Consider the following 26,041-nt stretch of genomic DNA (forward strand, 5'->3'; position numbering starts at 1 on the left):
TTTTGTCGGACAAAAGTGTGTAGCCGAGTAACCGTGAATCCCGTGATGGCATCTTGCCGTAGAGAAAGGCCCCACAAGGGTTTCAGCCCGGGTGACGTTCACGGAAGGGGCACAGTTTCAAGTCGGTCCGACGAGCTGCTTAATTGTTTCGTGGTGTGAGCAAATAACCCATTCGCCGGCAAGCCGGCTCCTACGGCGACGCAAGTGATTTCCTTGCCACGCAGGAGCCGGCGCGCCGGCGAAGCCCTTCTTAATACGCGGTCTTGCCCGTGTGACTGTTGAGCGAGATGACCCGGGTCTTGCCGATACGGTGGCGGTAGATTTCCCGCAGGTACTTGATGGCCTTCTTCACGCAATCGCGGGACAGGCGGATGTCGTTGATCGAAACGAACTTGTCCTTGTCGTTGATCAGCTCGCGGTATTTCTTCTCGTACATCGGCTTGATCGCATACCAGTTGGTGTCGAGGATCTTCGCCGGGTTCTCGAATTCGTTGAGCAGATCGTCGATGCGGTCTTCATCGAAATGGTCACTGACGATGAAATCCAGCACCGAGTTGTCCAGGGTGTCGTCGAAACGGTATGGATTGCGCGCAAAGCAACGCTTGATAAAGGCCACGATCAGGGTCAGGAAGTCATCCGACAGGCACGGGCTCTTGGCGATCAGGGTGGTCAGCGACAGGTTGGCCGAAGCGCCGATCACCAGCGCGTAGCGCTTGAGGGTGGTGTTGGGGAACAGGCTGTTGAGGTGGGTCTTGAGCCGGTTCAGGTCCATGTAGGACAGCTTGTAGTCCTTGGGCAGGGACACGATCGACACCACCGACGAGCAGTTCTTGAAGAAGTGCAGGTCATGCAGCGCCGCGGCGTCATAACCCGAAGCCTTGTACTGTTCCAGGGCCGCGCGGTAGCGCTTGGATTCGATCGGCAGCAGGCTGATGCCCTCGATGGCCTGGGTCACCTTGTTGAAGTGCGGCAGGTCGATGGAGCGGAAGAACAGGTCGTCGATGTTCAGGCGCTGCGGCTCTTTCTCGAACACCTTGAACTTGTCGCCGGTGGGCACCGGCTGCTCAGGCACCACGGATTCGGCATAGGCGATCGCCACCGGGCCGGCCAGGCTCATGAACAGGTCGTTGGCATCCAGGCGGATGGTTTCGCCGATGTCGATGCCGGCCCGCCGGAAGTAGTTCTGGTCGTAGTCGGTGGTCACCGCCTGGGCGGTGAGGATGTTGAAGATCTGCTGGGAGATGTACTGGTTGGCGTGCTTCTCCATGGCGTTGACGTCGATGTTCTGGATGTTGCCGTCATCGCTTTCTTCGGCGTAGCGCATGATGTCATTGGAGATCAGCATCATCGCGTTCCAGGGGCGGATCCGCCCCATGACGCTGGCTTCGCTGCTGTCTTCATTGTCGAAGTTGTAGGAGAAGTCCCATTCTTCCGAAAGGTATTTGCACAGCAGGCGGCCGGCGTTGATGTGCAGCGCCTCGGACATTTCACTGCGATGGTCCGAAATGTTCGGCAACACGCAGATGCCACTGGTGAAGATCGGCTCGAAGACGAAGGAGTGCCCGCTCTTGCCGTCGTGCTCGTCCATCGGCTTGGTGTCGAAGGTCTTGTTCATGTACGAGTACTGCTGGGCCAGGCCGAATTCCGAGGCCATGCCCGAGCCGGTACCGCCGCCGGCACTGAAGATCGAGAAGTACAGGCGCGACTGGTTGGCCTTGATCCCGCAGGAATCGATCAGGTACGAGTGGATCATCTTCCAGTCGGGGCTGGAGAAACGCTGGGTATCCTTGTTGAGGATGATCTTGGCCAGGTACTGGCCGAGGATCGGCGCGTTACCGGCTCCACCGGCGTGGACCTCCGAGAGGTCCATGATCTTCATCTTGCTGTAGTCGCGGATGAAGCCGCTTTTCTCGCCCTTGCGCGAGAAGCGGATGCGCCCGGCAATGTCCTTGTCCAGGTCGCCGAGCATCACCAGCGGTTCCACCAGGAACACCGGCTTGCTGGCCTTGTTCTGGCCCAGGCGCAGGTTCTGGCGGATCCATTGGCCGGGGCTGTAGCCGCCCTCGTAGACCTTGTCTTCGTTATTGAATTCGTTGAGGTAGAACTTGCGGGCGTTGTACACCAGTTCGGCCACATCCAGGGCGATGTTGGAGCCGCAGCGGCCCAGGCCGATCAGGCAGACCGAAGGAAATTCCTGGTCGCGACGGTTGTCCGGCTCGCCTTCCAGGTGCGGTGGCCGCGGGAACACCGTGTCGCGCAGACCGTCGAGGTTGTCGAGGATGCGGTCGGTATTGGTTTCGGTGAAATACAGGTACTGCTGAGTCGACAGGGGGCGTGAACTGGACAATGGCTTCGGGTCTGAGGGGCTAGTTGTGGGGGAGGTCAGCGTCATCTCGGAGACTGCGTTGGCAGGTTTGTTTTTAGAAGTCATTGTGCGCCATATGCCTGGTCAGGTTGGCTCGTGGACGAGGTGTCGTCGAACCATCACGGAATGGGACCTCGTCGCTGCGTGGAGCGCGAATTTTGCCCAAGGCGTCAGGGTCTTTTCTGAGCGACGCTCGGGGGAATCCTTTCCTGAATCATGATGAATCGGCCAGTATTCGGTGATCTTTAATCAAATGAGGGCAATATGATGTCAGCGTTACCTTCACTCGGCTTTGCCGGAATCGGCCTGATGGGCTTGCCGATGTGCCGCCGGCTGCTGGCGGCGGGCTATCCGCTGACGGTGTGGAACCGTAACCCGGAAAAGTGCGCGCCCCTGGTGGCTGCCGGGGCGCGACAAGTTGCCACGCCGGCGCAGCTGTGTGCCCACGCCGACCTGATGCTCATGTGCCTGGCCAATACCGAGGTGGTGCGCGAGGTGGTGTTTGGCCCCGAGGGCATCGCCCAGGGTGCCCGGGCCGGTCAGCTGCTGCTGGACCTGTCCAGCCTGGAACCCACGGCTACCCGGGAAATGGCCGCCGAACTGGCCGCGAGCCGTGGCGTGGCCTGGGTCGATGCGCCGGTGTCCGGCGGTACCCCGGGCGCCGAGGCCGGCAGCCTGGCCATCATGGTTGGCGGTGAGGCGACCAACGTCGAGCGGGTGCGGCCAGTGCTGCTGACCCTGGGGCAGCGGGTCACGCACATGGGGGCGGTGGGCGCCGGGCAGGTGACCAAGGCCTGCAACCAGATGATCGTCGCCTGCAACGCCCTGGTGATCGCCGAGGTGGTGGCCCTGGCCGAGCGCTCGGGGGTGGATGCGCGGTTGATCGCCGAGGCCCTGGCCGGTGGCTTTGCCGACTCGAAACCTTTGCAGATCCTGGCCCCGCAAATGGCTGAAAGCCGGTTCGAGCCGGTGAAGTGGCATGTGCGCACGCTGCTCAAGGACCTGGATGGAGCGGTGAAGTTTTCCCGCGAGCAGGGCTCGGCGACGCCGATCAGCGGATTAGCTGCGCAGTTGATGCGTCTGCATGGTGGGCAGGGCTATCTGGAAAAAGATCCAGCGACCCTGGTTCGCCTCTATCGGGACACGTCGGCGGATTGACCAGCGCGGCGTGGCGCTGGTCGAGCTCCTCCAGCACCCCGCGCAATTCCCGCAGCGGCACTGGATGGCTGAGCAGGTAGCCCTGCAGGTAGTCGCAGCCATGGCGCTGGAGAAACGCTTGCTGTTCCGGGGTTTCGACCCCTTCGGTGACCACCTGCAGGTGCAGGGTGTGGGCCATGATGATGATCGCCTGGACGATCTCCATGTCCTGGGTTGACTTGGGGATGTCCTGGATGAACGAGCGATCGATCTTCAGGGTGTTCAGGGGCAAGCGCTTGAGATAGGCCAGGGATGAGTAGCCGGTGCCGAAGTCGTCGATCGACAGGGACACCCCCAGCCCGCGGATCTGCTTGAGCAGCGCCAGGGTGCTGGCGATATTGCCCATCAGGGCGTTTTCCGTGACTTCCAGTTCCAGCCGCTGCGGCGCCACCTGGGCCTGGCGCAGGGCGCTTTCGATTTCCCCGGCGAGTTCTTCGCGTGTCAGGTTCAGGGCCGAGCAGTTGACCGCGATCTTCAGTTCGCCGCAGCCATGGCGTGACAGGTAGGCCAGGTCCGCGCAGGCCTTGCGCAGCACCCAGTTGTCCAGCTCGGCAATCATGCCGTTGGCTTCGGCAATGGAGATGAAGCGATCCGGGGACAGCAACCCATGTTGCGGGTGCTGCCAGCGGATCAGGGCTTCGAGCTTGGTGACCCGGCCTCTCCTGAGGTCGTAGATGGGTTGGTAATACAGCAGCAGGCCCTGGTCGTCGCGCAGGGCGTTGCGCAACTCCTCTTCCAGTTGCAGTTCCAGGGTGGCCCGGGCCTTGAGGTGGGAGTTGAAGAAATGCAGGCTGTTGCGCCCACAATCCTTGGATTGATACAGGGCCAGATCGGCGTTCTTCAGCAATTCCTCGCAGGTCTTGCCGTCATCGGGGAAGACGCTGATGCCGATGCTGGTGGTCATCACCATGCGCCGTCCCCCCAGTTCGATCGGCTCCTTCATTTTCTGCATGATGCGCTGGGCCATCTGCCGGGCTTCTTCGCGGTCGTACAGATTGATGAGGATGCAGAATTCGTCGCCGCCCAGGCGTGCCACCACGTCTTCATGGCTGCGGGTGGAGCTCTTGATGTGCCCGGCAATGACTTTCAGCAACTCATCCCCGGCATCGTGGCCCAGGCTGTCATTGATGCGCTTGAAGTGGTCGATGTCGAGGAACATCACCGCCAGCATGCCGCCGAAGGTGGTTTTCTCGATGAGCTTTTCGGCGAACAGCTGGTTGAAGCCGCGGCGATTGATCAGGTTGGTCAGGGCATCGTAGTGGGCCACCTGCTGCAGGGAAACCCGGGCCTGGTCCAGTTGTGAAAGCAGGGCATTGACCCGCCGCAGATCCCGCTCCTTGTGTTGCAGCTTCTTGTCGGCCAGGGCCGCGCTGATGCCGCTGCCGATGATCAAGAGCACGATCGCGCTCAGGGTCAGCCCCAGTTGCAGATGCCCATCGGGTGTTGCGGGGGCGGGCAGGCTGCCGGCCGGCAGCACCAGGGTCATGGCCCAGATGCCGGTGAAGTGCATGAGCACGATGGCAGCGCCCAGCACCAGGCTGCTGGCGTACTTGAGCAACTGATGGAACATGCCGCTGCCTTCGCGCAGGTGTCGGGACAGCAGCAGCGCCGCCAGGCTGCAGGCGATCGCCACCAATACCGACAGCGCCATCAGTAAGGGGTCGTAGTACAGGCTGGCGCTGCTGCGCATGGCCGCCATGCCGACGTAGTGCATGGCGGCGATGCCCAGGCCGATCCAGACCGAAGCGACCCCATAGCGCCACAGTGGCAGGTGCGCGTGGCTCAGGGTGTTCATCGCCAGCCAGGCGGCGACCAGCGCGATCAGGAGCGACAGCAGGGTCAGGGGCAGGTCGTAGTGGATCTGCAGCGGCGCCTCGAACGCCAGCATGGCGATGAAGTGCATGGCCCAGATCCCCCCGGCCAGACAGCAGGCTCCGACCCAGCGCCACAGGCGCTGGCTGGCCGGTCGCTCGGCATGACTGACACGTTCGGCCATGTCCAGGGTGGCGAAGCTGGCGGCACAGGCTACCAGGTAGGCCAGAAGCACCAGAACCGGGTTGTGGGTGCAATGCAGGACCACTTGCCCGGCCTGTGGAAGCTCGGTAATGAAATGCACGCCCAGCCAGTCCATAGCCTGCCCGTCTCTGAGTCATCTGGGGTCGGCGGAGCCGCGCGCCAACGAGTGCTTGCAGTATAGAAGGCACCCGCTGGCTGCAATGGGAGGTGGCACGCTGCTGCTAATGATTTGCTTATGGACCCTATCGCCAAAGGTGCTAAGCGCTTTCCTCGTACCAGGGCTCGGTGTCCGCCGGTTCCAGGGGAGCCAGGCCGAAGGCGGCGCGGGCGGCGTCGCAGTCGCTGTTGGGCTGGCCGTCGGTCCAGGAAGCCTCGAACTCGCGGCACGGGCTGGAGCGCTGATCATAGATCGAGCAGCTCACACGCTGGCCGACCTCGCCTTCAAGGGCGATGCAGCGCGGGGATTTGCAGTCGGTCCCGAGCATTGCCACCCGGCTGGGGCTGATGCTTTGCACCAGCTCGTCGGGGACGGTTCCGCCGGATGAGGCGCATTCGCCCCAGAAAAAAGACACACGAAAGTATGAACAGCAGGCACCGCAATTCAGACACGGACTGGCTTCGGACATTGGCGTATTCGATGGGGGAGGGGTTGATAAGGGGGGGCTGGCAACGCGGCTATTCTAGGCTTCGCATCGGCCTTGGGAAGGGGGGGCGCAAGGTATTTTTTTAGCCTTGGCCAAGCCCTTGAAAAGACTGGGAAAGGCCCGGGTAGCGGGGGCTGTGGCGAAGTTCGGGCGGCTTGCTCCGGCGGCCCTGAAGCGGCATGCCGGCGCCTGCCTGCGATGCCTTGGTATCAGGGTGGCGAATGATTGCAGACAGCATTGGAGCGGCTGACTAGATTGCAGCTTCCAGGCCCGCTCGCGTCTGGCCCAATAACAATAAAAGAGATCGATCCATGGATAATTCGACTCAAGCGGCAAATGCCTGGCGCATTCTGTTCCTGTTGTTTTTGGCAAACCTGTTCAACTTCTTCGATCGCACCATCCCCGCCATCATCATCGAGCCGATCCGCATGGAATGGCACCTGAGTGACTTCCAGCTGGGGATCATCGGCACCGCCTTCACCATCGTCTACGCCATTGCCGGCTTGCCCCTGGGGCGCCTGGCCGACACCGGCTCGCGCAGCAAGCTGATGGGCTGGGGGCTGGCGCTGTGGAGCGGGCTTACCGCGGTCAACGGCATGGTTGGCAGCTTCTGGAGCTTTCTGCTGGTGCGCATGGGCGTGGGGATTGGCGAGGCCAGCTACGCCCCGGCCGCCAACTCGCTGATCGGCGATCTGTTCCCCGCCCACCGCCGGGCCCGGGCCATGGGCATCTTCATGCTCGGCCTGCCTCTGGGGCTGGTGCTGGCGTTCTTCACCATCGGTGCCATGGTCAAGGCCTTCGACAGCTGGCGGGCGCCGTTTTTCATTGCGGCGGTGCCAGGGCTGGTGCTGGCGGTGTTCATGTTCTTCATCAAGGAACCCAAGCGCGGCGCGGCGGAAACGGTGAAAGTGGCCCAGGTGCGGATCGACCGGCCAATTCGCCGGGTGCTGGCGATACCGACCTTTCTCTGGCTGACTCTGGCCGGGCTGACGTTCAACTTCGCCACCTATGCCTGCAACTCGTTCCTGGTGCCGATGCTGCAGCGCTACTTCCTCATGCCCTTGCAGGAAGCCGCCATGGCCACCGGGCTGATCGTCGGGGTTACCGGCCTGGTGGGCCTGACCCTGGGCGGCTGGATCGCCGACAAGATTCATCAGCGAGTAGCCAATGGTCGTTTGTTGTTCGCGGCCTGCAGCCTGATCATCTCGACCCTCGCCACCGGATGGGCGCTGCATGCCGGGCGGGTGGAGGTCGGGGTGTTCGTCGCGGTATTCAGTGTCGGCTGGCTGTTTGCCTACAACTTCTATACCTGCGTCTATACCGCCCTGCAGGATGTGGTCGAACCGCGCTTGCGCGCCACCGCCATGGCCCTGTTTTTCGCCGGCCTGTACCTGTTGGGGGGCGGCCTGGGGCCGGTGGTGGTGGGGGCGCTTTCCGACCATTTCGCCCATTCGGCAATGTATGCCGCAGGCGCAGAGCTGATGACCGAGGAATTCAAGGCCATCGGTCTGCACGACGCGATGTACCTGATTCCCGTGGCCCTGTTCCTGACCCTGCTGTTTCTGTTCCAGGCCGCGCGCTGTTTTGTCCGTGACGCCCTGCGGATGAAAGAAGGGCTGGCCGGTGGGAGTGCCGCTGACGCGCCTGCAGACGCGAGCCTGCCGGCGATCAACGATGGCGCAGTGAGCCGCTAGGGCGCGTTGCAGCATAGGCAGGCGACAGGCAAAAAAAAGGCCCGCACAGTGCGGGCCTTTTTGTTCAGTGCTGACAACCGGGTTATCAGCCCGCCACCAGTACCCGGATCGCTTCCAGGCGCAGGGCGGCTTTTTCCAGCATGGCCAGGCCCTGTTCGCGCTGTTGACGCAGGGCCACCAGCTCGCTGTCACGAACCGTCGGGTTGACCGCCTGCAACGCGGTCAGGCGCGCCAGCTCTTCGTCGGTGTCGGCTGCCAGGCGACGTTGCGCCTCGGCCACACGTTCGGCGTGACGCGGCGCAACCTTGGCTTCGCCGGCGTTGATCTTCGGCGCCAACTGATCGCGCTGGGCCTGGATGAACTTGTTGGCGCTGGCCTTGGGCACGCTTTCCAGCTGGTCGTTCAGGGTCTCGAAGGCGACCCGCGCCGACAGGTCGTTGCCATTGGCGTCCAGCAGGCAGCGCAGCGCAGCCGGCGGCAGGTAGCGGCCCAGTTGCAGCGAGCGCGGGGCGACCACTTCACTGACGTACAGCAGCTCCAGCAGCACGGTGCCGGGTTTGAGCGCCTTGTTCTTGATCAGCGCCACGGCGGTGTTGCCCATGGAGCCGGACAGCACCAGGTCCATGCCGCCCTGCACCATGGGGTGTTCCCAGGTGATGAACTGCATGTCCTCGCGAGACAGCGCCTGGTTGCGGTCGTAGGTGATGGTTACGCCTTCGTCATCGCCCAGGGGGAAGCTGGCGTCGAGCATCTTCTCGCTGGGCTTGAGGATCAGGGCGTTTTCCGAATGGTCCTCGCTGTCGATGCCGAAGGCGTCGAACAGGGTTTCCATGTAGATCGGCAGGGCGAACTGATCGTCCTGTTCGAGGATCGCTTCCACCAGGGCATCGCCTTCGCCGGCACCACCGGAGTTCAACTCCAGCAGGCGGTCGCGACCGGTGTGCAGCTCGGCTTCCAGGCGTTCACGCTCGCCACGGGCTTCGTCGATCAGCGCTTGCCACTCGCCGTCGTCGGCGTTCTCCAGCAGCGGTAGCAGGCGCGGGCCGAACTGATGCTGCAGGGCGTTGCCGGTCGGGCAGGTGTTGAGGAAGGCGTTCAGGGCTTCGTGGTACCACTGGAACAGGCGCTCTTGCGGGCTGGTTTCCAGGTACGGCACGTGCAGTTCGATCACGTGCTTCTGGCCGATTCGGTCGAGACGGCCGATACGCTGCTCCAGCAGGTCCGGGTGCGACGGCAGGTCGAACAGCACCAGGTGGTGGGCGAACTGGAAGTTGCGGCCTTCACTGCCGATTTCCGAGCAGATCAGCACCTGGGCGCCGAACTCTTCATCGGCGAAGTAGGCGGCGGCACGGTCACGTTCGAGGATGTTCATGCCCTCGTGGAATACCGTGGCCGGGATGCCGGAGCGCACGCGCAGGGCGTCCTCCAGGTCCATGGCGGTTTCCGCGTGGGCGCAGATCACCAGCACCTTGGTGCGCTTGAGCATTTTCAGCTGGTCGATCAGCCACTCGACCCGGGGGTCGAACTTCCACCAGCGCTGTTCGTCATCGCTGACGTCGGGTTGGGCCTGGAAGCTGACTTCCGGGTACAGCTCGGCGTGTTCGCCCAGGGGCAGTTCCAGGTATTCGTCCGGGCATGGCAGCGGGTAGGCGTGCAGCTTGCGCTCGGGGAAACCCTGCACCGCGGCACGGGTGTTGCGAAACAGCACGCGGCCGGTGCCGTGGCGGTCCAGCAGTTCACGCACCAGGCGTGCGCTGGCTTCGCTGTCGCCGTCGTTGACCGCGGCCAGCAGGGCTTCGCCTTCGTTGCCGAGGAAACCGTGGATGGTCTTGTGCGCCTCGGGAGACAGGCGGCCTTTATCCATCAGTTCCTGCACGGCTTCGGCCACCGGGCGGTAGTTCTCGCTCTCGGCGCGGAAGGCCGCGAGGTCGTGGAAACGGTTCGGGTCCAGCAGGCGCAGGCGGGCGAAGTGGCTGTCCTGGCCCAGTTGTTCCGGGGTCGCGGTCAACAGCAGCACGCCGGGAATGGTCTCTGCCAGCTGTTCCACCAGGGCGTATTCCGGGCTGATCTGGTCTTCGTGCCACACCAGGTGGTGGGCTTCGTCCACCACCATCAGGTCCCAGCCGGCGGCGAACAGCGCGTCCTGGGCCTTCTCGTCGTCCACCAGCCACTCCAGGGCCACCAGGGCCAGCTGAGTGTCTTCGAACGGGTTGCTGGCATCGCTTTCGATAAAGCGTTCTTCATCGAACAGCGCCACTTGCAGGTTGAAGCGCCGGCGCATCTCTACCAGCCACTGGTGCTGGAGGTTTTCCGGTACCAGGATCAGCACCCGGCTGGCGCGACCCGAGAGCAGTTGGCGATGGATCACCAGGCCGGCCTCGATGGTCTTGCCCAGGCCCACTTCGTCCGCCAGCAGGACCCGTGGCGCGATGCGGTCGGCGACTTCACGGGCAATATGCAACTGGTGGGCGATGGGTTGGGCGCGCACGCCACCCAGGCCCCAGAGCGAGGACTGCAGCTGGCGGCTGGTGTGTTCCAGGGTGTGGTAGCGCAGGGAGAACCAGGCCAGCGGGTCGATCTGCCCGGCGAACAGACGGTCGCTGGCCAGGCGGAACTGGATGAAGTTCGAGAGTTGGGTTTCCGGCAGGGTGACGGCTTCGTTCTGCCCATTGAGGCCGTGGTAGACCAGCAGGCCGTCGACGTCATCGACCTCCTGTACGGTCATTTTCCAGCCTTCGAAGTGGGTGATGCTGTCACCTGGAGAGAACCTCACGCGAGTGAGGGGCGCATTCCGTAGCGCATACTGGCGGGTGTCGCCAGTGGCCGGATAGAGCACGGTCAGCAAGCGACCGTCCTGTGCCAGAACGGTGCCTAAACCCAGCTCGGCTTCGCTGTCACTAATCCAGCGTTGCCCCGGTTGATACTGCTGCGCCATGCTGCCTGACTCCCGCTTTGAAAAAGCCGACTATCTTAACGGAACGACGCTTCCAGTCCAAAGAACTCTGATCAATCCCCTGGATTAAAAGGTAGCGTACGGCGTGCATTCGTCGGGTAGCGGGGCACTATCGGCTGACGACTGGGTCACAGTTTTGCGACCGATGGCTCAAGTCGCCCATGCCGCAGCCGACAGCCTGCCGACAGGAGACCAATAATATGCTGCCACCGATGCTCCCCTTGAGTGCCGTGCCGATCACCGCCCAGCAGGATCCGATCCGCCAGCGACCGGACATCCCGCCTGTGGTACCGGTGCAGGAAAGCTCCAACGAAAGCACCATCGACCTGCAAAAGCGCGACCCCGAGGAGTCCGCCCTGCTGCTGCGCGAGGAACAGCGGCGCCAGCAACAGAAGCAGCGCCGTGAGCGTGAAGCCGAGGACGACCCCGAAGCGCATCTGGCAGTGCCCGGCGATGAACTGAACGCCGACAACACCGTGCCGGTGGTGCCGTTGATCGAAGATGCCCCGCGCCAGGGCCTGTGGGTGGATGTCGAGGTCTAGGAGCGCTTGTTCCCCGCCAGTTCCCCGAGAGCCTGCACCAGGCGCTCGATTTCCTCTTGTGTATTGAAGTAACTCAAGGCGATCCGGGCAATGTTGCCCAGGCCTCGGGCCTGCATGTCCAGGGGGGTGTAGTTGACGCCATTGGCGCCGATATTGATGCCGCGCCGCGCCAGTTCCTCCTTGAGCGCCAGCCCGTCCCAACCTTCGAGAGTGAAGGCGATCAGGCCCGATTGCTGCCCCGGGCTGCCCAGGTCCTGGAGTTGCAGGCCGGGCAAGCGCTGCAGCTTCTTGCGCAGCGGCTCGCTCAAGGCACTGATCCTTTGCGCAATGGCCGCCACGCCGATGCTTTCGAACTCCTGCAGGGCGTTGGCCAGGCCGGCCAGCAGCACCATCGACACCTCACTGGTTTCAAAGCGCCGGGCATCGTTGCGCAGAGTGAAGCCCTGGCCGTCCCAGGGCGCCGACAGCACATCCCGCGGCAGCGGATTCAACTGCTCGAGGAAGCCGGGCCTTATATAGAGCAGGGCCGTGCCCCGCGGGCCGCGCAGGTACTTGCGCCCCGCGCCCTTGAGCACATCGCAGTTCAGCGCCTGCACGTCGCAGGGCACCTGGCCCAGCGCCTGGCCGGCATCAATGAAGTAGGGGATGCGCCATTGGCGTGCCAATTGGCCGATGGCTGCGGCCGGGTTGATCAGCCCGCCATTGGCCGGTAGCCAGGTCAAGGCGATGAGGCGTACCCGGGAGCCGAGCATGGACTCCAGGGCCGGGACTGAAACCGCACCGTGGCTGTCACAGGGAATGACTTCCAGCCGTGCGCCGGCGGCCACGGCCGGGGCCATGCAGGCCAGGTTGCCGGCCCATTCCTGGCGACCCACCAGGATCCGGTCGCCCGGTTGCCAGGCGGGGAGGGCGTTGAAGGCCATGCCCCAGGCCGCCGAACCACTGCTGGTAAAGGCGATGGCTTGCGGGCAGGTGTTGAACACTCGGGCGGCGGTCTGTCGTGCCTGTTCCTGCAACTGGGCGCCGGCGCCGGCCGCTTCCATCGGCCCGCTGTGGGCCTCCCGCTGCAGTTGCCCGGACATGGCATCCAGGGTGCCCTGGCTGGGCAGGGACCCCCCGGCATGGTTGAAGTGACAGACCCGGGTGCAACCCGGTGTGGCCGCCCGCAGCCGGGCGATGTGGTCCGGGCCCAGGGGTATCACGGCTTGAGCTCGAAAATCCCGTCGACCTCCACGGCGACGCCGGCCGGCAGGCTGGCGACACCCACCGAAGTGCGGGCATGCCGGCCTTTCTCGCCCAAGGCATTGACCAGCAGGTTGGAGGCGCCATTGGCCACCTGGCCATGGCCTTTGAAGTCGGCGCTGGCGGCAATGAACACCCCCAGCCGGCTGATGCGTTGCAGCCGCGACAAGTCGTCACCCAGGGCCGCCGAGAGTTGCACCAGCAGGGCCAGGGCCGCCAGTTCCGCGGCCTGGGCACCTTGCTCGATGCTGAGGTTGTCACCGAGCCGGCCCAGCAGATGGGGATGCTGCTCTGCTTGCGGTGTTTGCCCGGAGATGAACAGCAGGTTCTGGCTCTGGGTATGGTTGACGTAGTTGGCAATGGGCTGGCCGGGGATCGGCAGTTCAAGACCCAGTTGTTGTACTCGTTGCTGCAGAGAGTCGCGCATGGCAAGTCCTCGTATGGAAGGCCTGCAGCATCGGTGTTCAGCCTGGGGGCGACAAACGGATAGATCTAATCCGACGTATCTGAATTTTTCATGGGTCGCGCCCTTGCTCCAGCAGCCATTGGGCGAAGCACTGCACCGCCGGATTCGCCGGACCTTCGGCGGTCACCAGCCAGTAGCCGATCTGATCGTTGTGCAGAGCCGGGAGGTCGAAGGCATCCACCAGGCTGCCCTGGGCAAGATGGCGCCGGATCAACTGGCGGCGGCCCATGGCGATACCCTGGCCGGCCACCGCCGCTTCCACCACGATGTTGTAGTCGTGGAGCATGACGCTGGGGTGAGGGCTGAGATCGACGGCGTTCTGCCTGCTCCAGTCGTCCCATTCAAAGGGCCGGTGGGAGCGGGCCATCAGCAAGGTGCCGTTGGCCAGGGCCCCGGCCTTGAACTCGGGGCTGCACACCGGCGACAGTTGCTCGGCGAGAAAGCGCGTGGCCTGGACATTGGGCCAGTGGCCCTTGCCATAGCGAATGGCCAGGTCGACCTCGGCACCGGCCACATCTGCCAGGTTGATGGCCGGTTGCAGCTCCAGCTGGATCTGAGGGTGGCGGCGGCTGAAGTCCGCCAGGCGCGGCGCCAGCCACAAGGTGGCGAAGGAGGCCAGCAGGCCGATGCGCAGAACCTGCGATGGCTCTGCTGCCAACAGCGTCCGGGTGGCCTCGGCGATCTGCTCCAGGGCCGGCTGGATCTGTTGGTAATAGCTGGCGCCGGCGGTGGTCAGGTCGATGGCCCGGGTGCGTCGTACAAACAGCGGCTGGCCCAGGTGCTGTTCGAGTTTGTGCACTTGATGGCTGACCGCGCTCTGGCTGACGCACAGTTCCTGGGCCGCCTTGCTGAAACTCAGGTGCCGGGCCACGGCCTCGAAGGCGCGCAGGGCCAGCAGCGGGGGCAGGTGCTTGGGCATTTCCACATGCGGTTTCCTGTGGGGAGGGGCGGCCATTGTGCGGATAAAAAGTCTTCCCGGCAGCGACTTTATTGCAGTCGCCTTGGTCTGATCACTGGTCAGGTGCGGCGCCACGTCGCATTATTGGCACATTCGCCAGGGCCGCCCACCGCTTCAAGGCGTGCGGCCGATATTGACCACGAGTGATGCAAGCCAAGCCATGAATCAAGACGACAAGCTGATCGACCTGAACGCCGAGCGTGCCAAGCGTGTGCATGATCTCAATGAAAAGCGCCTGAACGAAGTACGCCAGGCATTCGAACACGCCATGCCCTTGGGCAAGGCCAAGAAAAAACCGAAAAACAAACCGAAAAAGCGCTGATCAGGGCGCTTTCTGTTGATGTAAGTCACTTATTCCCCCTTCCTCGCGCCCAGTCATGGGCGACATTGACCCCGGTCAATTTCCCCTGCCTCCTGTTTGGTTAACTTAGCCCCATCGCAACAGGGCAAGAGCAGGAGGCCAGTCATGTTTTTCGACAATGTGGTGATCGCCGGAGTGCTGACTGTCGGCCTCATGGTTCTGTTTTTCGCAGGGTTTGGATTCTTTATCTGGAAAGACGCGAATAAGCGCAAGAAGCCTTAAGTCTTTCCAGGGCAACGAGCACGCAAGGCATTTTGGGCAACTTCGGTTGCCCTTTTTTTTGCCTGCAAGAAAGCTCAAGGCATAAAAAAAGGTGCGTCCCCAGGGGCGCACCTTTTTTGTTGCCGGCCGGGGTATCAGGTACCCAGGATCTTGGACGCTGCCCAGAACAGCCCGGCGGACAGGGCCACGGTCGCGGGCAGGGTCAGGACCCAGGCCAGGAGGATGGTCCGCACCGTACCGCTCTGCAGGCCGCTCTTGTTGGCGACCATGGTCCCGGCCACGCCGGAGGAAAGTACGTGGGTGGTGGAAACCGGCAGGCTGAAGATGTTCGCCAGGCCGATCAGGCCGGCGGCGGTGATCTGTGCCGACATGCCCTGGGCGTAGGTCATGCCCTGCTTGCCGATCTTCTCGCCAATGGTCTGTACCACGCGCTTCCAGCCGATCATGGTGCCCAGGCCCAGAGCCAGGGCGACGGCCAGGATGACCCAGAACGGCGCGTATTCGGTGGTGGCGGTCAGGTCTTTGCGCAGCTTGTCCAGGTCGGCCTTTTCACGGGCTGAAATGCCTGGCAGCTTGCCGACCTTTTTCGCGGTGTCATCCAGGCAAAGCAGGTAGCGACGCACTTCGATGCGGCTTTCCGGCGACAGCGAATGGTAGTCGGAAACGCCCTTGAGGCTGCTCAGGAGCGCGGCGATGGTCGGTTCGGTTTGCTGCGGATTGCAGCGGAACTTGCCCGGCAGGTCGTCTTTCACGCTTTTGCCCAGGGCCAGGAACTCGCCCAGGGACTCGTGATTGCGCTCGTAGAACTGGCTCAGGTGCAGCGTGGCGTCGCGGGTCCGCTCGATCTGGTAGGTGGTGCTGTTGAGGTCCATCACGAACTGGGCAGGCACGATACCGATCAGTACCAGCATGATCAGGCCGATGCCTTTCTGGCCGTCGTTGGAGCCGTGCACGAAGCTCACGGCCATGGCCGAGATCACCAGTACCAGGCGGTTCCAGAACGGCGGGTGCTTCTTGTCATCGACCTTGCGGCGCTGTTCCGGAGTCTTGTGCATCTTCGAGATCGGCCGCCACCATTTCAGGCCGATCAGTACCAGCGCTGCAATAATGAAGCCCGCCATCGGCGAGAACACCAGGGAAGCGCCGATGTCGACTGCCTTTTGCCAGTTCACGCCATCCCCCAGGGGAATGTCGCTGAGCAGGGCATTGGCCAGGCCGACACCGAGGATGGAGCCGATCAGAGTATGGGAACTGGAGGCCGGAATGCCGAAGTACCAGGTGCCCAGGTTCCAGGTGATGGCCGCAGCCAGCAACGAGAAGACCATGGCCAGGCCGTGGCCGGTGTTGACGTTGATCAGCAGCTCGACCGGCAGCAGGTGGACGATGGCATAGGCCACGCCAACCCCGCCCAGCAGCACACCGAGGAAATTGAACACACCGGAGAAGAACACGGCCAGGTGCGGCGGCATGGCCTTGGTGTAGATAACAGTGGCAACCGCATTTGCGGTGTCATGAAAGCCGTTGATGAACTCGTAGGCGAGGACAAAAGCCAGGGCGAGCAAGAGGCTCACAAGCACCCAAGCATCCAGTCCGCTGAATAAATCGATCATGAAGGTTTTCTGACCCGGTCATAAGGGGGCGCGATTATGCCAGAAAACCCCGCTAATCAATGCACAAGGTGCTCGCCGGTAACATTCTTCAACGAAAAAACTGACCGGGAGCAGAGTTTTCGCACATACCCCTCAAGCACCGCAAGCCATTGAGTTTATTGGGCACGAGCCGCCAATCCGATGGCCTGCGCGCGGAAATCAGAGGGTCAAAACGCGTGTATGAAATTTCAACCAAAGGGCCTGCCCGGTAGCCTCTCTCGCTGTGGATAGGCGAGATGGCCATGGGCCCGGGGTAACGAGCATCAATGGTCTGCCTGGCCGCCGGGATGATTGGGCGGGCAAGTAGAGCAAGCCCTGAATGAGTCAGGCTGCCAGCATTATGGCTGTTCGGCCTTGAGCTCTTTTTCCATCTTTTGCAGTTCTTGGGTGAAGGCCTGATCGAGAATACTTGCGCGTTTGCGCCAAGGTTTGCGTTCAGGTTCCGGCTGGGCGGCATAACGGGTGATCTCGCCGCCGTAAACTTCCTTGTAACGTTGCTCCTGGCGCTCAAGTTCCGCGCGCAGTTCATCTTTCGTCACAGTGTTACCTAATTGAGTGAAGGTCCTATCCGGTGCAACGCATTGCTTGCGGGCATCTACGCAGAGCTGAAGTCAGGGCCTTCATGGCCTTCACTTCGAGTCTCCCAGCGTGCCGTTAATTGCATGCGGCCACGTCACCGGATGAAAACAACTGTCGTAGCAACAGTGTTGTTGGTTGCAAGCGGGCTGGCCGAATCTGGTTAGGGGTCAAGCGCTTGCGGCAGGTGACCGATTACCGCCTCAAGTCACCCGAGAGAGGAGCATGGAGCAACCGACTCCACATTCCTCACTCCGGCAGTATAGCTTCGGCGAAGAATAACTCTATGGGCGGCAAGTTTAAAATGACCAACTTTATTGTGAGTGTTTTGTGACACAAAAGTTCTAATCACTTTCTACGCAAGACCCGCCTGATTCTTACTCCGCTGGCGCAAGTCTATATGGGGAGTCTGCATCTTGATACAAGTGGGCGGTTGCAAAAGACTTGGGATAATCGGGTATTCCGCTGGCGATTATTACTATGGTTTTTTGCAATAAACCCGCGGGCTCACTGCTGCGGATGCCAGTCTTGACGGATTGCGATTATCGGTCGATGGTTCGATAATCGCCCAATGTTGCCGGCCCCCAGCTTGTGCTTCTTCGCCAATACGGCTTGTAATACTGAAGAATTTCGTCGCAGAGAGCCTGAAATGAACGATCAGATGCGTAATTCCTTTACCTCGGTGGCCCCGCCGATCGTGGCGTCTGCGGCGAAGAGGATTCAGGCGTTGACCGGTGACCCGGATTTCATGACCTCTCTGGCCCGAGGCCTGGCGGTGGTGCAGGCGTTCCAGGAGCGCAAACGGCACTTGACCATCGCCCAGATCAGCCATCGCACGGAAATCCCTCGGGCTGCGGTGCGCCGTTGCCTGCACACCCTGATCAAGCTGGGTTACGCCACCACCGACGGGCGTACCTATTCGTTGCTGCCCAAGGTGCTGACCCTGGGCCACGCCTATCTTTCGTCGACGCCTCTGGCAGTCTCCGCCCAGCCCTACCTGGACCGCATGAGCGAGCAACTGCACGAGGCCTGCAACATGGCCACCCTGGAAGGCGACGACATTCTCTACATTGCCCGTTCCGCCACGACCCAACGGCTGATCTCGGTGGACCTGTCTGTTGGTGGCCGCTTGCCAGCCTACTGCACCTCCATGGGGCGGATCCTCCTCGCGGCCCTGGACGATTCGTCGCTGCACGAATACCTCGACCATGCGGACCTGCACGCCAAGACCAGCCGCACCCTGCACACCCCGGAAGCCTTGCTGGAGTGCCTGCAGCAAGTACGCCAGCAGGGCTGGTGCATTGTTGATCAGGAACTGGAGCAGGGCCTGCGCTCCATTGCGGTACCGGTGTACGACGCCTCCGGGCAGGTGCTGGCGGCGCTGAACGTCAGTACCCACGCCGGGCGGGTCAGCCGTGCCGAGCTGGAGCAGCGTTTTCTTCCCGGTTTGCTGAGTGCCAGCCGCGACCTGAGCGCGCAGTTGTTTGCTTAAGCTGTTCGATAAACGCACAGATACGCCTTTGGCGAATTGACGCTGTTTCCCCTGGCTCATTAATGTCGCGGCAGCGTCATCGGCGGCAAGCAGGCATGTATGCCCGCCGCTGGTGGCCCGCCCAATAATAAAGAAGAGGCCAACACTCATGAGCACGCTTTCCCTGCGTCGTTGCCGCGACCGTTCCTGCCGTCCCGCTCGCATCGCCTGATACCGCCACCCCTCTAGTGACCTGATCAGCCCTGGCGGCCTGTGCTCGCCTGCGTTTTAGCGTGGAAATAACAACAATGAACCAACCCCAATCCGCTGTAGGGAACTGCCTTGATGTGCAGTCCTTCATCAATGCCCAGCCGCTGTCCCGTTACCAGTGGCGCGTGGTGATCCTGTGTTTCCTGATTGTCTTCCTCGATGGCCTGGACACCGCGGCCATGGGCTTCATCGCCCCGGCGCTGTCCCAGGACTGGGGCATCGACCGCGCCAGCCTCGGCCCGGTCATGAGCGCTGCATTGATCGGCATGGTCTTCGGCGCCCTGGGCTCCGGGCCCCTGGCCGACCGTTTCGGCCGCAAAGTGGTGCTGGTGGGGGCCGTGTTGCTGTTTGGCGCCTTCAGCCTGGCTTCGGCCTACAGCACCAACGTCGACCAGTTGCTGGTCCTGCGTTTCCTTACCGGCCTGGGCCTGGGGGCGGGCATGCCCAACGCCACCACGCTGCTGTCGGAATACACCCCCGAACGCCACAAGTCGTTGCTGGTGACCAGCATGTTCTGCGGTTTCAACCTGGGCATGGCCGGCGGCGGTTTCATTTCCGCCAAGCTGATCCCGGCCTTCGGCTGGCACAGCCTGCTGCTGATTGGCGGGGTCCTGCCGCTGATCCTGGCCCTGGTGCTGGTGCTCTGGCTGCCGGAGTCCGCGCGTTACCTGGTGGTGCGCAATCGCGGTACCGACAAGGTGTGCAAGACCCTGGCGCCCATTGCCCCGGCCATAGTCGGCGAGGCTGGCAGCTTCAGCGTGCCGGAACAGAAGACCGTGAAGGCGCGCAACGTGTTCGCGGTGATCTTCTCCGGCACCTATAGCGTCGGCACCCTGTTGCTGTGGCTGACCTATTTCATGGGCCTGGTGATTGTCTATCTGCTCACCAGCTGGCTGCCGACCCTGATGCGCGACAGCGGGGCGAGCATGGAACAGGCGGCCTTTATCGGCGCCCTGTTCCAGTTTGGCGGCGTCCTCAGCGCGGTGGTTGTAGGCTGGGCCATGGACCGTTTCAACCCGCACAAGGTGATCGGCTGCTTCTACCTGCTGGCTGGGGTCTTTGCCTACGCCGTCGGGCAGAGCCTGGGCAACATCACCTTGTTGGCCACCCTGGTGCTGATCGCCGGTATGTGCGTCAACGGTGCGCAATCGGCAATGCCGTCGTTGGCCGCGCGCTTCTACCCGACCCAGGGGCGTGCCACCGGGGTCTCCTGGATGCTTGGCATCGGCCGTTTCGGCGCCATTCTCGGTGCGTGGATGGGGGCGACCCTGCTGGGCCTGGGCTGGAACTTCGAACAAGTGCTGACCGCCCTGGTGATTCCAGCGGCCCTGGCCACCACCGCGGTGGTGATCAAGGGCATGGTCAGTCACGCAGACGCGACCTGACCGCGTACCACCCTGTAGCCGCTGCCGCAGGCTGCGACCGGGCCCGAAGGGCCCGCTGCTCCTGAAGGGCGCAGAGGGTTCTTCGAACGTTATCCTCCCCCGCAGCAGCGCCCCCAGAAGGCCGGCAGGGCTGTTGCGGGGGGGAAGAAGCGCAATCGATAGCCCTGCAACAATCTGTTCGATAATCGAACGCTGAGTCGATTATCGGATTGTTTGGGGTTGGGCCCCGGCTTAATCTTCAGTCACTGCGGCGCGCCCAGAGCGCCTTTTTCTCCAGTCGCTGAATAACAATCGGGAGACCCCACCCATGGCTGAAATCCTTTCGCTGCACGACGCGGTGAAGCAATTCGTCAACGACGGCGACACCGTCGCGCTCGAAGGCTTCACCCACCTGATTCCTACGGCCGCAGGTCATGAAATCATCCGCCAGGGCAAGAAAGACCTGACCCTGGTGCGCATGACCCCTGACTTGATCTACGACCAGTTGATCGGTGCCGGTTGCGCTCGCAAGCTGATTTTTTCCTGGGGTGGCAACCCGGGCGTGGGCTCCCTGCATCGCCTGCGCGATGCCGTGGAAAAACAGTGGCCACAGCCCCTGGAAATCGAAGAGCACAGCCACGCCGACCTGGCCAACGCCTATGTCGCCGGTGCCTCTGGCCTGCCCTTTGCCGTCCTGCGGGCCTACGCCGGTTCCGACCTGCCCAAGGTCAACCCCCTGATCAAGACCGTGACCTGCCCGTTTACCGGTGAAGTGCTGGCGGCGGTGCCTTCGGTGCGCCCGGACGTCACGGTAATCCACGCGCAGAAGGCCGACCGCAAGGGCAACGTGCTGCTGTGGGGCATTCTAGGGGTACAGAAAGAGGCCGCCCTGGCCGCCAAGCGCTGCATCGTCACCGTCGAGGAGATCGTCGACGACCTGAACGCGCCGATGAACGCCTGCGTACTGCCGACCTGGGCCCTGAGCGCGGTCTGCCATGTGCCGGGCGGCGCTCATCCGTCCTACGCCCACGGCTATTCCGAGCGCGACAACCGCTTCTACCAGGCGTGGGACCCGATCGCCCGCGACCGTGAAACCTTCACCGCCTGGATCAACGAATACATCCGCGGCAGTGCCGATTTCAGCGAATTCCAGGCCAAGCTGGCCGCAGCTTCGGAGGCCCAGTAATGACCTATTCCACCAATGAAATGATGACCGTGGCCGCGGCCCGTCGCCTGCAGAACGGCTCGGTGTGCTTCGTGGGCATCGGCCTGCCGTCCAAGGCCGCCAACCTGGCACGCCTGACCTCATCACCGGACGTGGTGCTGATCTACGAATCCGGCCCGATAGGCGCCAAGCCCAGCGTCCTGCCACTGTCCATCGGTGACGGCGAGCTGGCGGAAACCGCCGACACCGTGGTGCCTACCGGCGAGATCTTCCGCTACTGGCTGCAGGGCGGGCGCATCGACGTGGGTTTCCTCGGCGCGGCCCAGGTCGACCGTTTCGGCAATATCAACACCACCGTGGTCGGCGACTACCACCGGCCCAAGGTGCGCCTGCCGGGCGCCGGCGGTGCTCCGGAGATCGCCGGTTCGGCCAAGAGCGTGCTGATCATCCTCAAGCAATCCTCGCGCTCCTTCGTCGACAAGCTGGACTTCGTCACTTCGGTCGGCCACGGCGAAGGCGGCGATTCGCGCAAGCGCCTGGGCCTGCCAGGGGCGGGGCCGGTGGGCATCATCACCGACCTGTGCATCATGGAGCCGGAAGCCGGTACCCACGAATTCATCGTCACTTCGCTGCACCCGGGCGTGACCCGCGAGCAGGTGGTGGCCGCCACCGGTTGGGCGATCCGCTTCGCCGACCAGGTGGCCGAGACCGCAGCACCCACCGAGGTTGAACTGACCGCCCTGCGTGACCTGGAAGCGCGCACCGCCGCGGCCCATGGCCAAGCCCCTGGAGAAGCCTGATGCGCGACGTATTCATCTGCGATGCCATTCGCACCCCCATCGGCCGTTTTGGTGGCGGCCTCTCGACAGTGCGCGCTGACGACCTGGCGGCGCTGCCGATCAAGGCCTTGATGGAGCGCAACCCCAGCGTGGACTGGAGCGCCGTGGACGAGGTGTTCCTTGGCTGCGCCAACCAGGCCGGCGAGGACAACCGCAACGTGGCGCGCATGGCGCTGCTGCTGGCCGGCCTGCCGGACAGCGTGCCGGGCGTTACCCTCAACCGTCTCTGCGCCTCGGGCATGGACGCCATCGGCACGGCGTTCCGCGCCATTGCCAGCGGCGAGATGGAGCTGGCGATTGCCGGTGGCGTCGAGTCCATGTCCCGCGCGCCCTTTGTCATGGGCAAGGCCGATACCGCCTTTTCGCGCAACATGAAGCTGGAAGACACCACCATCGGTTGGCGTTTCATCAACCCGCTGATGAAGGCCCAGTACGGTGTGGACGCCATGCCGCAGACCGCCGACAACGTGGCGGATGACTATAAAGTGTCCCGCGCTGACCAGGACGCCTTTGCCCTGCGCAGCCAGCAGCGTGCCGCGGCGGCCCAGGCCGCCGGTTTCTTCGCCGAGGAAATCGTCGCGGTGCGCATCGCCCACAAGAAGGGCGAGACAGTGGTGGAGCAGGACGAGCATCCCCGCGCCGACACCACCCTGGAAGCCTTGGCCAAGCTCAAGCCGGTCAACGGCCCGGACAAGACCGTCACCGCCGGCAATGCTTCCGGGGTCAACGACGGTGCCGCGGCGCTGATCCTGGCCTCGGCCGAAGCCGTCGAGAAACACGGCCTGACCCCGCGTGCGCGGGTGCTGGGCATGGCCAGCGCCGGGGTTGCGCCGCGGGTCATGGGCATCGGCCCGGTGCCGGCAGTGCGCAAGCTGATCGAGCGCCTGGGCGTGGCGGTCAGCGACTTCGACGTGATCGAACTCAACGAAGCCTTCGCTAGCCAGGGCCTGGCGGTGCTGCGCGAGCTGGGCCTGGCGGACGATGCGCCTCAGGTCAATCCCAACGGCGGCGCGATTGCCCTGGGCCACCCCCTGGGTATGAGCGGCGCGCGGCTGGTGCTGACGGCTTTGCATCAGCTGGAAAAGAGCGGCGGTAAAAAAGGCCTGGCGACCATGTGCGTCGGCGTCGGCCAAGGGCTGGCGCTGGCTATCGAGCGCGTTTGATTGCCTGCCTTATATAAGAGAACGAGGAACCACCATGAGTGACAAGCCCGGTTACCGGCGCCCGCAAGCGGGCACTCAGCCTGATTACCTGCACCCGGCCTACCAGTCGACCAACACCCGCTCGCCGTCCAAGCCGCTGGTGTTCATTCCCCACTCGCTGTCGGAAATCACCGGCCCGAGCATCGGCGCCGAGTCGATCCAGGAGCGGGACAACGACCTGACGGCCCAGCACGAAGGGCAGCCCCAGGGCGAGCGCATCATCATCCACGGCCGGGTTCTGGACGAGAACGGCCTGCCGGTGCCGGGCATCCTGGTGGAGATCTGGCAGGCCAACGCGGCCGGTCGCTACAACCACGACCGCGACTTGCACGATGCGCCCCTGGACCCGAACTTCACCGGCACCGGGCGCACCGTTACCGACGCCGAGGGCTGGTACCAGTTCCAGACCATCAAGCCCGGGGCCTACCCCTGGGGCAACCACCACAATGCCTGGCGCCCGGCGCATATTCATTTTTCGCTGTTTGGGCCGAGCATTCTTACCCGCCTGGTGACCCAGATGTATTTCCCTGGCGACCCGCTGCTGGCTTATGACCCGATCTACAACTGCGTGCCGGACACCCGCGCCAAGGAACGCCTGATCGCCAGCTTCGACCTGGAGAAAACCGTTCCTTCCTACGCCCTCGGTTACCGTTGGGACATTGTCCTGCGCGGCCGCGACGCCACGCCGATGGAGAAATAACGTGACCCTGACCGCGACTACATCCCACACCGTCGGCCCCTACTACCACATCGGCCTGACCTGGCTGAACCGCGAAGACCTGACCGAGGAAGGCACCCTGGGCGAGCGGGTGGCGATCACCGGCCAGGTGGTGGACGGCAACGGCAACGTCGTCAACGACGCCATGCTGGAAGTCTGGCAAGCCAACGCCGCCGGCAAGTACCGCCACCCCGAAGACGATCAGGACAAACCCCTGGACCCGAACTTCCAGGGGTTTGGCCGGGTGCCGGTGGACGCCGAAGGGCGCTTTCGCTTCACCACCATCAAGCCGGGCACGGTGCCGGGCCTGAAAGGCACGACCCAGGCCCCGCATCTGGTGGTACTGGTGTTCGCCCGCGGTTTGGTCAAGCACCTGCTGACCCGCATCTACTTCGAGGGGGAGCCGGCCAACGCCAGCGATCCGCTGCTGGCCTGCGTGCCCGAGGAGCGCCGTGGCACCTTGCTGGCCAAGGCCGATGCTGACGGTCACTACCAGTGGAACGTGATCCTCCAGGGTACTGACGCCGAAACCGTGTTCTTCGATTACTGACCCGGCCTTGTGTGGCCACTGCCGCGGGTTGCGTAGCAGGCGCGGCGGGCTTGAGACCGGCAGAGGTTCGGCTTGAGACCGCCAAGCAAGGCCCTTCGGGCCTTTTCGCAGCCTCGCCGTGGCTTGGCAGCGGCTACAGTCGCTACAGGTTGACAGGGTCGATTGACCTCTGCCCGGGAGCGGGCAAGACGCTATCCGCAGGGAACGGGAATGTTGCCAAGTGTGTCTAGACTCACACTGTCCCCCATGAGTGAAAAAACCATGACAACAACGACAAGTCACTACACCGGAGAGGAACGCAGCAAAAGGATCTTTGCCATTGTCGGTGCCTCCTCCGGCAACCTGGTGGAATGGTTCGACTTCTATGTCTATGCCTTTTGCGCCATCTATTTCGCCCCGGCCTTCTTTCCCTCCGACGATCCGACGGTGCAGTTGCTCAACACCGCCGGGGTGTTCGCCGCCGGCTTTCTGATGCGGCCCATCGGCGGCTGGCTGTTCGGCCGGGTCGCCGACCGTCACGGGCGCAAAAACTCCATGATGATCTCGGTGCTGATGATGTGCGCCGGCTCCCTGGTGATCGCCTTCTTGCCCACCTACGCCAGCATCGGTGCCTGGGCGCCGTTCCTGCTGCTGGTGGCGCGCCTGTTCCAGGGCCTGTCGGTGGGCGGCGAGTACGGCACCACCGCCACCTACATGAGTGAGGTGGCGCTCAAGGGCCAGCGCGGCTTCTTTGCCTCCTTCCAGTACGTGACCCTGATCGGCGGGCAACTGCTGGCGGTGCTGGTGGTGGTGATCCTTCAGCAGTTTCTCGATGAGGGCGAGCTCAAGGCCTGGGGCTGGCGCATTCCCTTCGTGATCGGTGCCATCGCCGCGGTGATCTCGCTGCTGCTACGCCGTTCGCTGAAGGAAACCACCAGCAAGGAAATCCGTGAGGACAAGGACGCCGGCAGCATCGCTGCGCTGTTCAAGAACCACTCGGCGGCGTTTATCACGGTGCTCGGCTACACCGCCGGCGGCTCGCTGATTTTCTACACCTTCACCACCTACATGCAGAAGTACCTGGTGAACACCGCGGGCATGCACGCCAAGACCGCCAGTTACATCATGACCGGCGCGCTGTTCCTCTACATGTGCATGCAGCCGCTGTTCGGCATGCTGGCGGACAAGATCGGCCGGCGTAACTCGATGCTCTGGTTCGGTGCCCTGGGTACGCTGTTCACGGTGCCGATCCTGCTGACCTTGAAGACCGTCACCAGCCCGTTCCTGGCTTTTGTGCTGATCACCCTGGCCCTGGCCATCGTCAGTTTCTACACCTCCATCAGTGGCCTGGTGAAGGCCGAGATGTTCCCGCCGCAAGTGCGTGCACTCGGGGTGGGCTTGGCTTATGCGGTGGCCAATGCGATCTTCGGTGGCTCGGCGGAATGGGTGGCCCTGAACTTCAAGAACATGGGCATGGAAAACACCTTTTACTGGTACGTCACGGCGATGATGGCGATTGCCTTCCTGTTCAGCCTGCGCCTGCCCAAACAGGCCGCCTACCTGCACCACGACCTTTGACCTGTGTACCTGCGCCCGGC

The 26,041-nt window shown here is 63.2% G+C and carries 22 protein-coding genes; 13 read left to right on the forward strand and 9 right to left on the reverse strand.

Annotated features, from left to right (window positions below; genetic code table 11):
- Nucleotides 1–250: 250 nt before the first annotated feature.
- Nucleotides 251–2,431: a hypothetical protein gene (locus KCG88_RS15025; protein ID WP_047335865.1), complete on the reverse strand. Its 2,181-nt coding sequence runs from the start codon at nucleotides 2,429–2,431 to the stop codon at nucleotides 251–253.
- A 198-nt stretch (nucleotides 2,432–2,629) separates the two neighbouring features.
- Here KCG88_RS15025 and KCG88_RS15030 point away from each other — a divergent pair, with 198 nt between their 5' ends.
- The gene (locus tag KCG88_RS15030) at nucleotides 2,630–3,523 is read left to right on the forward strand and encodes an NAD(P)-dependent oxidoreductase (protein ID WP_047284220.1); all 894 of its coding nucleotides are present in this window, start codon (nucleotides 2,630–2,632) and stop codon (nucleotides 3,521–3,523) included.
- Here KCG88_RS15030 and KCG88_RS15035 read toward each other — a convergent pair.
- Together KCG88_RS15035 and KCG88_RS15040 are read right to left on the reverse strand one after the other, a co-directional pair.
- Entirely contained in the window at nucleotides 3,417–5,693 is a 2,277-nt protein-coding gene (locus tag KCG88_RS15035; protein ID WP_210712628.1) for a bifunctional diguanylate cyclase/phosphodiesterase, read from the reverse strand. The two genes, KCG88_RS15030 and KCG88_RS15035, sit on opposite strands and share 107 nt — an antisense overlap.
- Nucleotides 5,694–5,835: 142 nt before the next feature.
- On the reverse strand, nucleotides 5,836–6,204 hold the full coding sequence (locus KCG88_RS15040; RefSeq protein WP_047284222.1) for a YkgJ family cysteine cluster protein: 369 nt from the start codon (nucleotides 6,202–6,204) through the stop codon (nucleotides 5,836–5,838).
- Between the two features lie 329 nt (nucleotides 6,205–6,533).
- Here KCG88_RS15040 and KCG88_RS15045 point away from each other — a divergent pair, with 329 nt between their 5' ends.
- Nucleotides 6,534–7,916, forward strand: a complete 1,383-nt coding sequence (locus KCG88_RS15045; RefSeq protein WP_047284223.1) for an MFS transporter — start codon at nucleotides 6,534–6,536, stop codon at nucleotides 7,914–7,916.
- A gap of 85 nt (nucleotides 7,917–8,001) precedes the next feature.
- Here the strand turns inward: KCG88_RS15045 and rapA are convergent, their stop codons facing one another.
- Nucleotides 8,002–10,851, reverse strand: coding sequence for an RNA polymerase-associated protein RapA (rapA, locus tag KCG88_RS15050; RefSeq protein ID WP_210712629.1), 2,850 nt, complete (start codon nucleotides 10,849–10,851; stop codon nucleotides 8,002–8,004).
- A gap of 218 nt (nucleotides 10,852–11,069) precedes the next feature.
- Between rapA and KCG88_RS15055 the strand changes: the two genes are divergently transcribed.
- Nucleotides 11,070–11,411, forward strand: a complete 342-nt coding sequence (locus tag KCG88_RS15055; RefSeq protein WP_047284224.1) for a hypothetical protein — start codon at nucleotides 11,070–11,072, stop codon at nucleotides 11,409–11,411.
- On the opposite strand, the gene KCG88_RS15060 is transcribed toward KCG88_RS15055, so the two are convergent.
- The 3 genes from KCG88_RS15060 to gcvA all read right to left on the reverse strand — a co-directional run bounded on the left by KCG88_RS15060 (nucleotide 11,408) and on the right by gcvA (nucleotide 14,038).
- A complete protein-coding gene (locus tag KCG88_RS15060; RefSeq protein WP_210712730.1) occupies nucleotides 11,408–12,610 on the reverse strand; it encodes an aminotransferase class V-fold PLP-dependent enzyme in 1,203 nt (400 codons plus the stop codon). The two genes, KCG88_RS15055 and KCG88_RS15060, sit on opposite strands and share 4 nt — an antisense overlap.
- Nucleotides 12,610–13,080: a RidA family protein gene (locus KCG88_RS15065; protein WP_210712631.1), complete on the reverse strand. Its 471-nt coding sequence runs from the start codon at nucleotides 13,078–13,080 to the stop codon at nucleotides 12,610–12,612. Before KCG88_RS15065 ends, KCG88_RS15060 begins: the two co-directional genes overlap by 1 nt.
- Before the next feature lie 88 nt (nucleotides 13,081–13,168).
- Entirely contained in the window at nucleotides 13,169–14,038 is an 870-nt protein-coding gene (gene gcvA / locus KCG88_RS15070; RefSeq protein WP_047335947.1) for a transcriptional regulator GcvA, read from the reverse strand.
- 199 nt (nucleotides 14,039–14,237) lie between these two features.
- Between gcvA and KCG88_RS15075 the strand changes: the two genes are divergently transcribed.
- Both KCG88_RS15075 and ccoM read left to right on the forward strand, forming a co-directional pair.
- A complete protein-coding gene (locus KCG88_RS15075; protein WP_015634422.1) occupies nucleotides 14,238–14,399 on the forward strand; it encodes a hypothetical protein in 162 nt (53 codons plus the stop codon).
- A 144-nt stretch (nucleotides 14,400–14,543) separates the two neighbouring features.
- Nucleotides 14,544–14,660 (forward strand): cytochrome c oxidase subunit CcoM, encoded by a 117-nt coding sequence (gene ccoM / locus KCG88_RS31130; RefSeq protein ID WP_015634423.1) that lies wholly within the window; start codon nucleotides 14,544–14,546, stop codon nucleotides 14,658–14,660.
- Between the two features lie 134 nt (nucleotides 14,661–14,794).
- Here ccoM and KCG88_RS15080 read toward each other — a convergent pair whose 3' ends face one another.
- Both KCG88_RS15080 and KCG88_RS15085 read right to left on the reverse strand, forming a co-directional pair.
- Nucleotides 14,795–16,270 (reverse strand): inorganic phosphate transporter, encoded by a 1,476-nt coding sequence (locus tag KCG88_RS15080; protein ID WP_047284226.1) that lies wholly within the window; start codon nucleotides 16,268–16,270, stop codon nucleotides 14,795–14,797.
- A gap of 377 nt (nucleotides 16,271–16,647) precedes the next feature.
- Nucleotides 16,648–16,848 carry a hypothetical protein gene (locus KCG88_RS15085; RefSeq protein ID WP_011059656.1) on the reverse strand — a complete coding sequence of 67 codons (201 nt, stop codon included), beginning with the start codon at nucleotides 16,846–16,848 and terminating at the stop codon, nucleotides 16,648–16,650.
- 686 nt (nucleotides 16,849–17,534) lie between these two features.
- Between KCG88_RS15085 and pcaR the strand changes: the two genes are divergently transcribed.
- The 8 genes from pcaR to KCG88_RS15125 all read left to right on the forward strand — a co-directional run bounded on the left by pcaR (nucleotide 17,535) and on the right by KCG88_RS15125 (nucleotide 26,021).
- Nucleotides 17,535–18,377, forward strand: a complete 843-nt coding sequence (pcaR, locus tag KCG88_RS15090) for a pca regulon transcriptional regulator PcaR (protein ID WP_047284227.1) — start codon at nucleotides 17,535–17,537, stop codon at nucleotides 18,375–18,377.
- Between the two features lie 287 nt (nucleotides 18,378–18,664).
- Entirely contained in the window at nucleotides 18,665–20,011 is a 1,347-nt protein-coding gene (locus tag KCG88_RS15095; RefSeq protein ID WP_210712632.1) for an MFS transporter, read from the forward strand.
- 307 nt (nucleotides 20,012–20,318) lie between these two features.
- Entirely contained in the window at nucleotides 20,319–21,176 is an 858-nt protein-coding gene (locus tag KCG88_RS15100; RefSeq protein WP_047284229.1) for a CoA transferase subunit A, read from the forward strand.
- Nucleotides 21,176–21,955 carry a CoA-transferase subunit beta gene (locus tag KCG88_RS15105; protein WP_011059660.1) on the forward strand — a complete coding sequence of 260 codons (780 nt, stop codon included), beginning with the start codon at nucleotides 21,176–21,178 and terminating at the stop codon, nucleotides 21,953–21,955. Before KCG88_RS15100 ends, KCG88_RS15105 begins: the two co-directional genes overlap by 1 nt.
- On the forward strand, nucleotides 21,952–23,157 hold the full coding sequence (gene pcaF / locus KCG88_RS15110) for a 3-oxoadipyl-CoA thiolase (protein WP_210712731.1): 1,206 nt from the start codon (nucleotides 21,952–21,954) through the stop codon (nucleotides 23,155–23,157). The genes KCG88_RS15105 and pcaF overlap by 4 nt, the downstream gene beginning before the upstream one ends.
- 34 nt (nucleotides 23,158–23,191) lie before the next feature.
- Complete coding sequence (gene pcaH, locus KCG88_RS15115; RefSeq protein WP_210712633.1) at nucleotides 23,192–23,896, forward strand: protocatechuate 3,4-dioxygenase subunit beta; 705 nt, start codon at nucleotides 23,192–23,194, stop codon at nucleotides 23,894–23,896.
- A 1-nt stretch (nucleotide 23,897) separates the two neighbouring features.
- The gene (gene pcaG / locus KCG88_RS15120; protein ID WP_047284233.1) at nucleotides 23,898–24,464 is read left to right on the forward strand and encodes a protocatechuate 3,4-dioxygenase subunit alpha; all 567 of its coding nucleotides are present in this window, start codon (nucleotides 23,898–23,900) and stop codon (nucleotides 24,462–24,464) included.
- 246 nt (nucleotides 24,465–24,710) lie between these two features.
- Nucleotides 24,711–26,021, forward strand: coding sequence for an MFS family transporter (locus tag KCG88_RS15125; protein WP_263860738.1), 1,311 nt, complete (start codon nucleotides 24,711–24,713; stop codon nucleotides 26,019–26,021).
- Nucleotides 26,022–26,041 lie beyond the last annotated feature (20 nt).

Origin of the sequence: Pseudomonas sp. MWU349 (assembly GCF_017947325.1) — a bacterium.
GTDB lineage: Bacteria > Pseudomonadota > Gammaproteobacteria > Pseudomonadales > Pseudomonadaceae > Aquipseudomonas > Aquipseudomonas protegens.